This window comes from Altibacter sp., assembly GCF_019913785.1.
In the GTDB taxonomy this organism is placed as follows: Bacteria; Bacteroidota; Bacteroidia; order Flavobacteriales; family Flavobacteriaceae; genus Altibacter.
Window position 1 is genome coordinate 1 of sequence record NZ_JAIOHK010000026.1, and the last position, 12,968, is coordinate 12,968.

Annotated in this window: 13 protein-coding genes; 2 read left to right on the forward strand and 11 right to left on the reverse strand. The window is 44.4% G+C overall.

Annotated elements, in window-relative coordinates; translation table 11 throughout:
* Positions 1 to 2,023: choice-of-anchor D domain-containing protein (locus tag K8F54_RS03205; protein ID WP_290786915.1), on the forward strand; the 2,023-nt coding region annotated here is incomplete at its 5' end.
* Between the two features lie 373 nt (positions 2,024 to 2,396).
* Here K8F54_RS03205 and K8F54_RS03210 read toward each other — a convergent pair.
* Positions 2,397 to 2,777 (reverse strand): hypothetical protein, encoded by a 381-nt coding sequence (locus tag K8F54_RS03210; protein ID WP_290786918.1) that lies wholly within the window; start codon positions 2,775 to 2,777, stop codon positions 2,397 to 2,399.
* A gap of 226 nt (positions 2,778 to 3,003) precedes the next feature.
* Between K8F54_RS03210 and K8F54_RS03215 the strand changes: the two genes are divergently transcribed.
* Entirely contained in the window at positions 3,004 to 3,963 is a 960-nt protein-coding gene (locus K8F54_RS03215) for a TerC family protein (RefSeq protein ID WP_290786920.1), read from the forward strand.
* Here K8F54_RS03215 and K8F54_RS03220 read toward each other — a convergent pair.
* The 10 genes from K8F54_RS03220 to K8F54_RS03265 all read right to left on the reverse strand — a co-directional run bounded on the left by K8F54_RS03220 (position 3,960) and on the right by K8F54_RS03265 (position 12,938).
* Complete coding sequence (locus K8F54_RS03220; RefSeq protein ID WP_290786923.1) at positions 3,960 to 5,180, reverse strand: class I SAM-dependent rRNA methyltransferase; 1,221 nt, start codon at positions 5,178 to 5,180, stop codon at positions 3,960 to 3,962. The two genes, K8F54_RS03215 and K8F54_RS03220, sit on opposite strands and share 4 nt — an antisense overlap.
* Positions 5,181 to 5,877: 697 nt before the next feature.
* Entirely contained in the window at positions 5,878 to 6,132 is a 255-nt protein-coding gene (locus K8F54_RS03225; protein ID WP_290786925.1) for a phosphopantetheine-binding protein, read from the reverse strand.
* Between the two features lie 7 nt (positions 6,133 to 6,139).
* Positions 6,140 to 7,411 (reverse strand): beta-ketoacyl-[acyl-carrier-protein] synthase family protein, encoded by a 1,272-nt coding sequence (locus tag K8F54_RS03230; RefSeq protein WP_290786928.1) that lies wholly within the window; start codon positions 7,409 to 7,411, stop codon positions 6,140 to 6,142.
* Positions 7,412 to 7,559: 148 nt separating this feature from the next.
* Positions 7,560 to 7,994 (reverse strand): hydroxymyristoyl-ACP dehydratase, encoded by a 435-nt coding sequence (locus K8F54_RS03235; protein WP_290786931.1) that lies wholly within the window; start codon positions 7,992 to 7,994, stop codon positions 7,560 to 7,562.
* Positions 7,994 to 8,770, reverse strand: coding sequence for an SDR family oxidoreductase (locus K8F54_RS03240; RefSeq protein WP_290786934.1), 777 nt, complete (start codon positions 8,768 to 8,770; stop codon positions 7,994 to 7,996). The genes K8F54_RS03235 and K8F54_RS03240 overlap by 1 nt, the downstream gene beginning before the upstream one ends.
* Entirely contained in the window at positions 8,771 to 9,823 is a 1,053-nt protein-coding gene (locus K8F54_RS03245) for a type III polyketide synthase (RefSeq protein ID WP_290786937.1), read from the reverse strand. It abuts the gene before it with no gap.
* On the reverse strand, positions 9,820 to 10,539 hold the full coding sequence (locus tag K8F54_RS03250; RefSeq protein WP_290786940.1) for a methyltransferase domain-containing protein: 720 nt from the start codon (positions 10,537 to 10,539) through the stop codon (positions 9,820 to 9,822). The genes K8F54_RS03245 and K8F54_RS03250 overlap by 4 nt, the downstream gene beginning before the upstream one ends.
* Positions 10,540 to 11,664: an NAD(P)/FAD-dependent oxidoreductase gene (locus K8F54_RS03255; protein ID WP_290786943.1), complete on the reverse strand. Its 1,125-nt coding sequence runs from the start codon at positions 11,662 to 11,664 to the stop codon at positions 10,540 to 10,542. It lies immediately after the preceding gene.
* 84 nt (positions 11,665 to 11,748) lie between these two features.
* On the reverse strand, positions 11,749 to 12,459 hold the full coding sequence (locus tag K8F54_RS03260) for an OmpA family protein (RefSeq protein ID WP_290786946.1): 711 nt from the start codon (positions 12,457 to 12,459) through the stop codon (positions 11,749 to 11,751).
* Positions 12,459 to 12,938: a lipocalin family protein gene (locus K8F54_RS03265; protein ID WP_290786949.1), complete on the reverse strand. Its 480-nt coding sequence runs from the start codon at positions 12,936 to 12,938 to the stop codon at positions 12,459 to 12,461. Before K8F54_RS03265 ends, K8F54_RS03260 begins: the two co-directional genes overlap by 1 nt.
* Positions 12,939 to 12,968: the final 30 nt, after the last annotated feature.

Below are 12,968 nucleotides of genomic sequence, written 5' to 3' on the forward strand. Positions count from 1 at the left end.
AAATGATTTGTTAGGAACACCACCTAATTCTCAGATATTGGTTTCTTTAAATGGGTTGGAGTTTCCTCAAACTGCATTAAGCAATTCAACAACAAAAGATATGATTATTCAAAACGTTGGAGATGTTGATTTAACGATTACAAGTTTACAGTTGTCCGGTATAGATAATAATCATTTCCATTTTAATGCTCCTGCGGTTCCATTTAATATTTTACCAAACGATACTATTGACGTTTCAGTTAATTTTGAACCATTAAGCGTAGGTAATAAAACAGTAGATTTTATTATAAATAATACTTCTAGCAACAATAATTCAGTAGTATTAACATTTACAGGAGAAGCTGTAGAAACTGCAGAAACAGATTATGATACGAATATATCTGCAGAGTATAATTTTGGTGATGTTTATATTTATGGAGGTGCTGTACTTGTTACACTTACAGTTTCAAATTCTAGTAGTGCACCCTATACAGTGGCAGGTTTAAGTATAACAGGCATGAATGCTGACTTGTTTTCTATTATCCAGCAACCAGTTTTACCAAAGCTATTTAATCCTGGTGATTCAGATATTGTTGTCTTAAGTTTTGATCCAGATACAGTAGGAGAAAAAACAGCAGTAATAGAGGCAAGTTTTCAGAATAATACCATATTAGATACAGCCAACTTATTAGGTAATGGAGTAATTACAATAGATAATCCAAATGCACTAAAACTAACAAATTATGAGTATTGGTTCAATGATGATTATTTTGGAAAACAAACAACAAGTTTAAGTGCTTCAAACTCATTTGAAAGCTTAGATTTTGATGCTGTAACAACAGGTTTAACTAATGGCTTAAACATATTACACTTTAGAGTTAGGGATGAAGAAAACCATTGGTCATCAGTATTATCAGAATTTGTTTATGTTCAAAATACATCAAACTCAGGAACAAATAACGTTGTTGACTACGAATACTGGTATGATAACGATTATGCTGGCAGAATCGTTGGCAACGGGTCTGGCACTAATCCTTTACTATTAGGCTTAAATGACAACGTTGGTTCATTGGGAACGGGGTTGCATCAATTTCATATTAGATTTAAAGACGAAAAAGGTGTTTGGTCATCGGTGGTTTCTGAATTTATATATAACGATAAACCCATCGGATTGGGAAGTAATAAGATAGCTGCTTACAGGCTTTGGTTTAATGATGACTTTGCGGGTAGAATTTCCGGGGCTTTTACACCCGAAGAAACAATTGTTTTTTCAGAGGATGTTGATATATCTGGACTTGAGGTGAATTCGATTAACCATATCCATTTTCAGTTTAAGGACATATATGGGAATTGGAGTTCAGTATTAACTGAAGAATTTTTATACGAGGCATTAGTTCTTAGTTCAACTGTTTTTCTGCAAGGGTCATTAATTAACCCTATTGTTGGAGAGGAAGACTTAATGCGTGATGATTTGCGTGTGGCGGAACTTTTACCAACTACAAGTCCCTATACTGATGGATTACTTTGCGATAATTCTGTATTTAGTGCTACAGGCGATGATGCCATCGTAGATTGGGTGTGGCTGGAACTTCGTGATTCGTCAGATCGATCAATTGTGGTTGAAGGGCGTTCGGCCTTGCTTCAGAGGGACGGGGATATAGTCAATATTGATGGTGTTTCTGCAGTCAATTTTCATGCATCCGCAGACGATTATTACTTACTTGTTCAGCATAGAAATCATTTGTCAATTCTGAGCGCCTTACCCGTTTCCATGAGTACTGAGACAGCTATTGATCTTAGTTCCGACCCGCTACTTGTATTTGGCGGGAACAACGCGGTAATAAATATAGGTGGTGTTTTCGCCATGATTTCTGGAGATGCACAGCCTAATGGTCAAATACAGAATTCTGATGTTATTGAGGTAATAGATCAATTAGGAACCGCTGGTTATTCTAACCTTGATACTGATATGAATGGTCAAGTACAGAATACGGATATAAATGTATCTATCCGTACTAATCTCGGAAGAGGAATACAATATTAGTTTCTAGGTTGGTCTTAAAACTTATAACTGAATTACGTAAAGTAGGAAGGTCTTCCGCAAAAGAATTTTCACATATCGATATGAACCCAAAGGTGTCATATCTGGAACTATGTAAAATAGCGCGTAAACGCGCTATTCGCATATATATCAAATGTACTATAACAAAACGGCTGTGACATAATTGTTGACGATATAAAACACTTAGGTGTTGTTATATCTACAATTATATCAAATACGGTAGTATTCGCCGTTTTCGCTATGGAATCCAAATGTACTATAATTTATATTATGTCAAATAGGGTTTTTGGAGAACTACCCCATCTTGTGGAATCTTCCCCAGGGGTAACTCTATAGCAAGCATCCGTACTTTGTATTACAGGTACTCTGTAAAGAAATTCATCATCTCCTCCTTCAAGTCGTAATGCATCTTGATATACATCCGCATATCCTCGCGTAACGGACTCTGTTCATGGTAGACTCTCGATACATTCAACTCGTCCAAATGCGTGGTGTCCAATTCACGCATCTTCGCCTTGCAGCGGTGTCTTAATTTGGCAATAGCCGATTTCTCCAACATGATACGGTTTTCGAAATTCTCAATGCCTTGTCGGGCCTCCTGCCCAAATTCCCGAATGGAAATCTCTTCCAACTTCTCCTGGAAGGTATCCATTTCATCAAAATGGAAACGCAATTCGCGTCTCCAGGTCTCTAAATTAAACTTTAAATCGCTTAGCTGCCCAAGTTTTGCCTGCATAGTATACTTAATTAAGGGTTTGTAGATCTATTTCCGCCATCATATCTAAGGTTATCTGGTGTCGGGTTAACAAGTTACGGTTTATTTTTAATAATTCAAACCCCTTTTTTGGCTTTCTATACATCCCACAAATAACTGTACTTTCCACAGCCAATTTGCAAGATATTAACATTTTATTATCGTAATTATTCCTCCGTCCTCTTTATTTTCGTGCAAATTTTCAACTATGGCCGTCTGGATCGTTTTTATTGTCGTTATTATCTTCTTTTTAGCACTGGATCTAGGCGTATTTAACCGAAAAGCACATGTCATCAAAACCAAAGAAGCCTCCATCTGGACCGCTATCTGGGTTTCGGTAGCCCTGGCCTTCTCCGGAGTCATCTGGTGGGTGTTCTCCAACGGACTGGTAGAAAACCCTACCAACCTCACCCCCCACAACGCCGTTCTAAAATACATTACCGGCTACCTTATCGAGCTTTCCCTCAGTATCGATAACGTCTTTGTAATCGCCGTCATCTTTTCCTCCTTCGCCATCCCCGACAAATACCAACACCGCGTCTTGTTTTGGGGAATTTTAGGCGCCATCGTTTTTAGAGGCCTTATGATCTTCTTCGGAGTGGCACTTATCAATAAATTCGACTGGATCATCTACGTATTCGGAGCCTTCCTTCTCTATACTGCCTATAAGATGCTGACCTCCTCCTCCGAAAAATTCGATCCCCGAAAGTCGTCCATGTATCGCCTAATCCGTAAGTTTTTTGCCGTCTCCCACATCATGGATGGCGACCGATTCTTTATCCGTCGTATGGGAATTCGCGCGGCAACACCCCTGTTCGTGGCCCTGATGATCATCGAACTCACCGATGTCCTTTTCGCATTGGACAGTATTCCGGCCATCCTCGCCATTACCGCCGACCCCTTTATCGTCTTTAGCTCGAATATTTTGGCCATACTCGGACTCCGATCCATGTATTTCCTTATTTCCAGAATGCTGCAGAAATTCCGTTATATCAACTACAGCCTGGTGGTCATCCTCAGCTTTGTTGGGATAAAAATGATCCTGGCACATCACGTGTCCATGCCCGAATGGCTGTCGCTCAGCGTAATCTCCCTGTCCTTGTTGGCGGGCGTACTGGCTTCTTTGTATATTCCTGTAAAGGAAGAAGTGGTTGCTGAAGACAATTAATCTAAAAACCGATAATACCCACATTTTAAATAGGCTCCCTCCGGAAAGCTGATGGGATGATCGATATCGTGATCCGTTTTTAATTGCAGTTTGTAGCGACGACGTGTGTGCTTTAAGGCCGTCTCATTGATCTCGAAGAATTCTTCCGAAGCCACCCGCGACGAGCAGGATGCCAATACCAACAAACCCTTTTTAGCCGTCAAAGCAGCTCCCAATTGGGCCAATTGCGCATATTTCTTTTTGGCCACCTCTATTTCCGACTGGCGTTTGGCGAAGCTCGGCGGATCGATAACCACCACATCATAGGTTTTCTTGGCAGCGATCAACTGCTGTAACTCCTTAAAGGCATCGCCCGCTATGGTATGGTGCTTCCCTTTAAAAGTATTTCGTTTTCCATTGGCAATGGCCAATTCTAACGCTTGTTCGCTAATGTCCAAACTGGTGACTTCCGTGGCACCATTCACCAGGGCATGTACCGAAAAGCCCCCTGCATAGGCAAACACATCCAACACGGACTTGCCTTCGGCATAGCGTCCTACCTGCTTCCTATTGTGGCGATGATCCAAAAAATAGCCGGTCTTATGTCCCTTGATCACATGGGCCGAAAAATGGACCCCCTGCTCTAAAAATGGCACCACTTCGTGCTCAAGTTCACCGTATACTACCTGCCCGTCTGTACATCCGAGTTTTGTCTTTGCTTGTAGGTTTCTACTGAGTCGCAGCACGATCGTTTCACAGTTCGTAACCGCCAAAAGCACCTCCAATATCGATTCCAAATAGGGAATCCAGATCGCCGAATACAATTTTACCACCAGCACCTTGTCGTAGACATCGGCTATAAAGCCCGGAAAGCCATCGTTTTCTCCAAACAGGAGTCGGTAGCTATTGGTCTTGGTCTCTAAAAGCGGAGTCCGTAGCGCAAATGCGGCAAATATCTTTTCTGAAAAGAAGTCGGCATCAATCGTGGCCGATCCTTCGTGATGCAGCATTTTAATCCGTATGGGCGAATCGGGGTCGTACAGGCCAATGCCCATCACCTTGTTCTTGGTATGACTAAAAATAATCGCTATGTCCCCTGCTTTTCCTTCTTTGTTTATTTTCTCAATACTTTCTGAAAAGATCCAAGGATGTCCGCTGCGAACACTGCGTTCACCAACTGCCGTCAGTTTTACAGCCAGTCGCTGCGGCATTATTTTTGGAAAACTTGTTCGGAACATAGTTGGATATTGATTTAGCAAAGTGTTGCACCTAGTCTTTCTAAGGCAACTATAAAAACGTCTTCGACAAGCTCAGACCGACATGGATTTGTTTATTAGCTATCATCTACCATGTCACACTGAGCCTGTCGAAATACTTCACTTCCCTGTCATTCAGAGTGTAACAACGTGGAGCGAAGAATCCCTCATTCCCAACAAACCATTTAGCCAATCCTTCTCGATACATTTTTGTTCGCTGCGCGCTCAAAAACACTCGAAGTGACATTACAGTGAATTTGCAAGAACTGCAAACTTCGTGCTTCCAGCTTCCAGCCACTCACTCTTCACTATTCACTATTCACTATTCACTTTTCACTTTTAACTTCTCACTTTTCACTTTTCACTTCTTGGCTCCTTTTCTTCTCACCGCTCACTTCCCTGTCATTCAGAAGGAGCGTATCGACTGAAGAATCCCTCATTCCCAACAAACCATTTAGCCAATCCTTCTCGATACATTTTTGTTCGCTGCGCGCCCAAAAACACTCGAAGTGACATTACAGTGAATTTGCAAGAACTGCAAACTTCGTGCTTCCAGCTTCCAGCCACTCACTCCTCTCTACTCACGCTTTACTATTAACTGTTCACGGCTCACCATTCTGAGGCGAAGCCGAAGAATCCATTTTCACTTTTCACTTCTTGGCTCTTTTCTCCTCACCGCTCACCGCTCACCCACCTTCCTCATAATAATACCAATCGCATCGTTCAAGGTTCGGAGTTGTTCCATGTCTTCATTGGCAAATTCGATATCAAATTGATCCTCCACATCCAATACGATATCCACCAAATGCGCCGAATTAATATTGAGCTCCCGTGTGAGGTCACTCTCCCTATTCACCGCCTCCTTGGAAACATCTTCGGGTAAGTACGTCTGAATTATAGGCAATAGTTTTTCGTAAATTCTTTCCGAAGTCATAGCAGTATTAAATTTTTCTAAAGATAACACACGCATTGACATCTCCAAAGCCAAAACTCGCTTTTGCCACCGTTTGAAGTGGTGTCTGTATCAATTGCCGCGGAATCCTTTCTGAAGCAATGCGTTGGGTTATTTCGGGATGCAGGTCCTCACAATTCACATTTGGAAAAACAAACCCCTGCTGTAATTGCAGCACAGCCGAAACGGCCTCCACACTGCCACTGGCCGCCAGGCAATGTCCCACCATCCCCTTCAGGGAATTGATATAGGGAAAATCGGTGCCACGGCGATCCAGGGCTTCGCTCCAGTTGGCAATCTCCACCGAATCTTTGATGGTAGCGGTTAGGTGTCCGTTGATATAATCCAGTTCCGAAGCCGCGATTCCGGCAGCTACCAAGGCTTCCTTGATACATTTTTGAACGGCTTCGCTATTGGGCGCCGTCATACTCCCCTCGCCTCGTTGGCCTCCGCTGTTTATGGCACCGCCCAAAACTTCAGCATAAATGGTCGCCCCTCTTTCTTGGGCGCTTTCCAGGCTTTCTAACAGCAGCGCTCCTGCCCCGCTTCCCGGTACAAAGCCACTGGCCGAAGCGCTCATAGGGCGCGATCCCTCGGTGGGGGTATCGTTGTGTTTATAGGTGATCACCTTCATGGCATCAAAGCCACCCCAAACATAGGGACCGTCATCGCTAGTACTGCCACAGAGCATCTGGTTGGCCTGGCCCGAGGCAATACGCTCATAGCCCATCAAAATGGCTTCGGTTCCGGTGGCACAGGCCGATGAATTGGTGGTGACTGCATTCCCGGCGCCTATCATGCCTCCCAGATACGCACTGATACCACTGGCCATGGTCTGTCCCACGGTAGTACTGCCCAAGCGACGCACATTGCCTTCGTCCAGTTTATAAATAGCTTCTCTGAATTTATCCACCCCGCTGGTGCCGGTACCAAAGACGATGCCCAGATCCCAGAGGGGCGCCTTGTTTTTTTCGGAAGGGCTGATGCCCGCATCGCGCATGGCGTCCATTCCGGCAATCACTCCGTATAGGATACCGCTGCTGTTAAAATTCTTTAGTTGTAGTTCGGTAAAATAATCGCGTTTCTTTTCTTCCGAAATCGTTGGGATGCCTCCTATCTGACAGGAAAAATTCAATGCCCTTAGTTGCGGATAAAAGGCAATGCCCGAAACCCCTTTTTTGATGGCTTCCGTAAACTGCGGCACTCCCACGCCGTTCGGCGCCACAATTCCTAATCCCGTTATGACCACTCTTTTTTTCATAATTATTCTCTGTCACTTCGAGTGATTTCGCAAAGCGAAATAGTATCGAGAAGTGATTTTATGTTCAATACTATATAAAACTTCCCAACTCATTCTCGATACAATTCCTTTTTACGGCTGTAAAAAGGAATCACTCGAACTGACAATGCTATTTAACTACCATGCCACTTATTACACCCTTACATACCAACTCCCCTTTTTCATTTAGCATTTTTACCTTGCATTGTAATTTTTGAAACCGAAAGTATTCCTTTTCTGAAATCACCCTAACCGTTTCACCCGGATAGACGGGCAGGTAGAAATCGACCTCGTGATGGGACAATGCAATTTGAGTGCCGTCCGAAGCAGCTTCGGACAACAGAAAGATACCCAAACACACCACACCTATTTGTGCCATACATTCGGTCAAAATAACGCCGGGGGTAATCGGATTCCCTTTAAAATGACCTTTATAAAAATAGGCATCTTCACCAAAGCGGTACCTCCCTTCCACCCCACTTTCAGAAACAGCTTCCAGACTATCCACAAAACGAAACGGCTCCGAATAGGGCAATTGGTCGAGTATGTGTTGAAAATGGGCCATTAGCGTAGACTTTCCCCTCCATCTACCTTTAGCACGCTGCCGTTGATCCATCGGGCTTCCGCAGTACACAACAAATAGACCGCATTCGCCACGTCCTCAGGGGTGGTCAAGCGACTAAACGGATTCCTTTTCTTGGACATTTCGGCGAGTTGTTCACTTCCCGGTATCATTTCAAAAGAGGGTGTTTGCGTAGTACCGGCCTGTATGCAATTGGACCGTATGCCCAAGGGTGCCAGTTCCACGGCCATTTGCCGCATCAAGGCCTCCAAGCTTGCCTTGGCAACGGAAACCGCTCCGTAACCGGGCCATACCTTGGCGTTGCCCTCACTGGTAAAGGCAATATTACACACCTCCTTCGCAAGCCTGTCAGCATCCAGCAAGGCGCGTATCCACGCATACCAACTAATTCCCATGGCATGGCTTGTAAGTTCTATATCTCCCTTGGTAAGCACATGATCGGGCTTTCCTATCATAGTTTTCAAGCTGCCCTTCGCAATACTGTGTAGTATTAGCCCAACCTTTTTCTTCGGAAGTGATGCAACGACCTCGTGGATGGTTGCTTCCGAAAGGGCGTCCTTATTAAAAGTGAGCACTTGGACCCCCTGAGATCTCATTTGGGTTACTTCGGCTTCAAACTGAGCCAGATTATTTTTCCGATCGCGATGTACAATGCAAACATGCATCCCGTGGGCAGCCAACTTTCTGGCACTTGCGAGTCCCAGCCCGCTACTGCCGCCCAAGATAAGGCCCCATATATCTGTAAATTCCTTTTTCATTTAAAACTCTAATAACACCCGCTGTGCCGAAAAACCGGGTCCAAAGCTAAGCATCAACCCCAATTCTCCTTTCGGGATCTCCTTTTCCATAAAACGCTCTAAAACATATAAAACGGTGGCACTGCTCATATTTCCATACAAGGTAAGAACTTCTTTGGTATCGTCAATGTTCTTATTCAGACTTCCAAACAGCTCTTCCACCGTTTGCACAATCTTTTTACCCCCGGGATGAAAGATAAGGTGGTCTATTTCTTCAATGGTCTTGTTGTTTTTTTTCAGAAAGGGATGAACAATGGCCGGGAAATGCGCCGCTATCTGTTCGGGCACATCCTTGTCCAAGATCATTTGCAAACCTGTATTGACCCATTTAAAACCCATCATATGGGTGGCGTCGTAAAAATGATACATGGCCTCGTCGATGATCTTGACGCCGTCATCCTGTGGATCTGATGACAGCAATACACAGGCAGCACCATCCCCAAAGATGGCAGCACTCACAATGTTCACCATGGAATAATCGTCTAGCTGAAAGGTGGCCGTAGGCGATTCCAAGGCAACGACCGCTGCTCGTTTTCCGGGATTGGCCTTTAAAAAGTTCTTCGCATAGATCACCCCCGAAACACCCGCTGCGCAGCCCATTTCGGTAACCGGAAGTCGTACCACATCCTGCCGCATTTGTAGGTCATTGATCAAATAGGCATCCACCGAAGGAATCATAATGCCGGTGCAGCTTACGGTAATCAGGAAGTCGATATCGGTTGGTTTCCATTGCGCCTTGTCCAAGGCTTTTTCCAGAGCTTGACGCCCCAGTTTTTTTACTTCTCGCACATAGATCTCGTTGCGCTCTTCGAAGCTATTCTTCATAAAGACCTCATGGGCATCCATGATGGAATAGCGTCTATCGACGCCCGCACCTTCAAATATTTTTAAGACCTTTCGTTTAAACCGCGGCTCCTGTCCTTCCAGCCAGGCTTCCACATACGGAAGTATCTCTGCCGTAGTACGTGTATAAGGAGGTAGTTGCTTGGCAACCGATGTAATTTTTACTGTCATATGTTGGTTTTAATCACCCATTGGTAACGAAACGCCCATTTCCATGTTACGGTCGAACTTGGGGCATTCACCTGTTGTGCTATATTTTTTATTTCCTGTTTTGTAAACCCGCTGGCGATAGACACCAAACCGTCGTAACGCGCCGTTTTGGTTTTTAAAAACAAGTGGCTTATGACTTTGAACAACCAAAATGCGATTCGGCTGCGCTCTAAGTCGTTGATCACCATCCCCACCTTCGCCCTTTCCATTATTTTCTGAAGCAGTTGTACGATCTCCTCATGCTTAAAATGATGTAAGAACAAGGTACACAGCGCAATATCAAACTCAGGCAACAAATACGCTTCTGAAAGTACATCAATTTTTTGAAATGAGATGGCTGGGAACGCCTTGGAGCGAATTTTTGCCTCCTCCAAGATATGTTCGTTGGCATCGATGCCTATAAGCCGAAAGCGATGGCCTTTTTTCTGTGCATAGCGCGCACATTGCCGCAGTAGTTCCCCATCCCCACAGCCTATATCGAGCAAGGTAATTGTTTTTTCTTTGGGAATGCCGTTCAGCAACATCCCAATTCCCTGCAGACTAATCTCGGTTCCACCCAACCATTTGTTCACCCACCGCAAATCGGAAAGCAATCGTTTCATTTCCCCTCCTTGTAGGTTGAAATCGTCCATGATCTCCACTGCCTCCGAGCGATATTTTGCTGAAAAAACTACCATTTAGACCAGGGTTCCATGTGTTTTCTTGATAATATGCGGTAGGATCGAAGGCATGGATTTTACCAAACCCAGTCCTACCTTTGCTGCTATAGGATGCAGCAGCGCACTCTGTATACGTCGCCCTGTCCGCAATCGCTTTTCGAAAGTGGTCTTCCAGGCTCGGGTGTAATCCATTTCCAATTGTTCTCGATGGATACCGCCCTGCTGTCCGGCTGCTAAATAGCGTTCCGAAAACAGCTTGGCCCCGTGGATGGCCATCGCCATCCCATTTCCGCAGAGTGGATGTATGAGTCCGGCACTGTCCCCTATCATAAAAATATGATCGGCCACCGGCTTTTTCTGTTCAAAAGATATCTGACTAATCGTCAAGGGTTTTTCGAATACAGGGATGGCATCGCTAAAAAATGCGGCCAGATGTGGATTTTTAGCTAGTACGTTTTGCTGAAAGGCTGCTATATTCCCATGGTGCTTAAAGGAGGCATAGGTCGTCAAATAGCAGGCGTTTACCACATCGGTTTCGGTTTTGGAGAGGCCGCAATACCCGCCTTCAAAATTGTGCAATGCCACCAAATCGTCCGGAAATTCGGCTTGGTAATGCATTTTAACCCCTAGCCAGGGGGATTTCTGTTGTATAAACGACCGCTTCAGTGATATATCTAGCTGAGAGCGTTTTCCAAAGGCGCCAACCACATAGGCTGCCTTATAGGTGTTGCGGTTAAGTGTACTAACCGAAAACATTTCATTAGAAAAAGTGACGCTTTCAACCGTTTCAAAAAGGATGTCGGCTTTATTTTTTACCGCCTCGTATAGTAAATTGTCAAAGGCATACCGACTAATGCCAAAGCCGCCCAACGGTAATTCGGTGGAAAGCAGTGCGCCTTTCTTGGTACTCATTTCGAACCGTGTGATTGGCTTGGCCCCTGCGGCAAAAGGGTCGATGCCCAATGAGTTTAAATGGGGTAGCACTTCGTTCGAAACGTATTCGCCACAAACCCGGTGGTGGGGATAGGGTTGCTTTTCTATCACCAAAACCTGTACGCCCGCCTTGGACAGCTGCAATGCGCATGTAAGTCCGGCGAGGCCGCCGCCTATTATTAATACATCCCAAGGGCCTTTTGTAGTCATCACTTAAAGTTCGGTCTTTTTTTCGGCAAAAAAAAATCCCGTCTTCCATTGAAAACGGGACTATTTATTATGTCAATCGCAGGCTTAGCCTTTATTGGCTTCCTTTTGCGCCTCTTGCTTCATCTTCTCGTTGGGAACAATTACAATATTAACCCTGCGGTTCTGGGCTCTACCTTCGGCAGTAGCATTGTCTCCCACCGGGCTTTGCTCGCCAAACCAATTGGTTGTAAATCTTCCGGCACTAAGTCCTTTGGTGGCTGTAAAATAGTTGGTCACTGCCATGGCTCTGTTCTTAGAAAGTGTCATATTCGATTCGTCCGAACCAACGCTGTCGGTATGTCCAACCACCAATACATTGGTGTCTACATATTCTTTCAGAATTCCGGTTAGCTTATCGAGATTGGCCTGAGAGGCTGCGTTGATATTGTATTTTCCGGTATCGAAATACACACCGCTGTTTTCATCGAAAGTGATAACAATCCCGTCGTCTACACGTTCTACCTGGGCTCCGGGGATTTCTTCTTCGATTTTCTGAGCCTGTTTGTCCATTTTAGCACCGATTAAGACACCGGCGGTACCTCCAACAACACCACCAATAACGGCACCCATCTCACCATTTCCGCCTTTACCCACGTTGTTACCTATAATAGCACCCAATATGGCACCACTGGCAACCCCAATAACGGCTCCCTTTTGTTTGTTATTTGCATTTTTTGTGGCCTCACAGCTGGATAGATTAGTAACCAGCGCTACAGCCAAAATTCCTAAAGAGATTGATTTAAATAGTGTTTTCATTATTCGCTAATTTTTGAAAAGTTCATAGTTATTTTAAAAGGTTTCCCCTCAAGGGTAACCGTTTGCTCCCAGCGCATGGAAGCATCGTTTAATTGTGCCAAACGCACCCGGAAGCCTCGGTTGTCATCGGACTTACCTTTGGTATTCGTGGGTTTCAGCAAGAAATCATACAGTCCCGAATTCACATCCATCTCCTGAATATCGAAGATAAAGTTGCGATCACCGGTTGGACAATTTCCATTGTTTACGGTATATACACCTGTATTGTTATTGGGGATAAAGCGCCATGATGTGCCTTCAAAACACTCCTTGGAGGTGTCGTTGAACATGGTGACATTGAATTTGCCCGATTCACTATATGATATAGCGTCTAAAGACCAATATCCCTTGATTATTTTTCTTGATTCTTGAACGGTTTTTGGAGTACCACACGAGAGTAGTACTGCTGCAAATACAGCAAATACAAATAGTTTTTTCATATGAGGTTCGATTTTAGTTAGTATTAGTTG

Excerpts from the sequence above, each read along its gene's own strand:
- K8F54_RS03215 (WP_290786920.1), top strand. The coding sequence starts at position 3,004 with ATGGCCGTCTGGATCGTTTTTATTGTCGTTATTATCTTCTTTTTAGCA.
- K8F54_RS03250 (WP_290786940.1), bottom strand. The coding sequence starts at position 10,539 with ATGGTAGTTTTTTCAGCAAAATATCGCTCGGAGGCAGTGGAGATCATG.
- K8F54_RS03255 (WP_290786943.1), bottom strand. The coding sequence starts at position 11,664 with ATGACTACAAAAGGCCCTTGGGATGTATTAATAATAGGCGGCGGCCTC.
- K8F54_RS03245 (WP_290786937.1), bottom strand. The coding sequence starts at position 9,823 with ATGACAGTAAAAATTACATCGGTTGCCAAGCAACTACCTCCTTATACA.
- K8F54_RS03220 (WP_290786923.1), bottom strand. The coding sequence starts at position 5,180 with ATGTTCCGAACAAGTTTTCCAAAAATAATGCCGCAGCGACTGGCTGTA.
- K8F54_RS03235 (WP_290786931.1), bottom strand. The coding sequence starts at position 7,994 with ATGGCCCATTTTCAACACATACTCGACCAATTGCCCTATTCGGAGCCG.
- K8F54_RS03265 (WP_290786949.1), bottom strand. The coding sequence starts at position 12,938 with ATGAAAAAACTATTTGTATTTGCTGTATTTGCAGCAGTACTACTCTCG.
- K8F54_RS03210 (WP_290786918.1), bottom strand. The coding sequence starts at position 2,777 with ATGCAGGCAAAACTTGGGCAGCTAAGCGATTTAAAGTTTAATTTAGAG.
- K8F54_RS03225 (WP_290786925.1), bottom strand. The coding sequence starts at position 6,132 with ATGACTTCGGAAAGAATTTACGAAAAACTATTGCCTATAATTCAGACG.
- K8F54_RS03230 (WP_290786928.1), bottom strand. The coding sequence starts at position 7,411 with ATGAAAAAAAGAGTGGTCATAACGGGATTAGGAATTGTGGCGCCGAAC.
- K8F54_RS03260 (WP_290786946.1), bottom strand. The coding sequence starts at position 12,459 with ATGAAAACACTATTTAAATCAATCTCTTTAGGAATTTTGGCTGTAGCG.
- K8F54_RS03240 (WP_290786934.1), bottom strand. The coding sequence starts at position 8,770 with ATGAAAAAGGAATTTACAGATATATGGGGCCTTATCTTGGGCGGCAGT.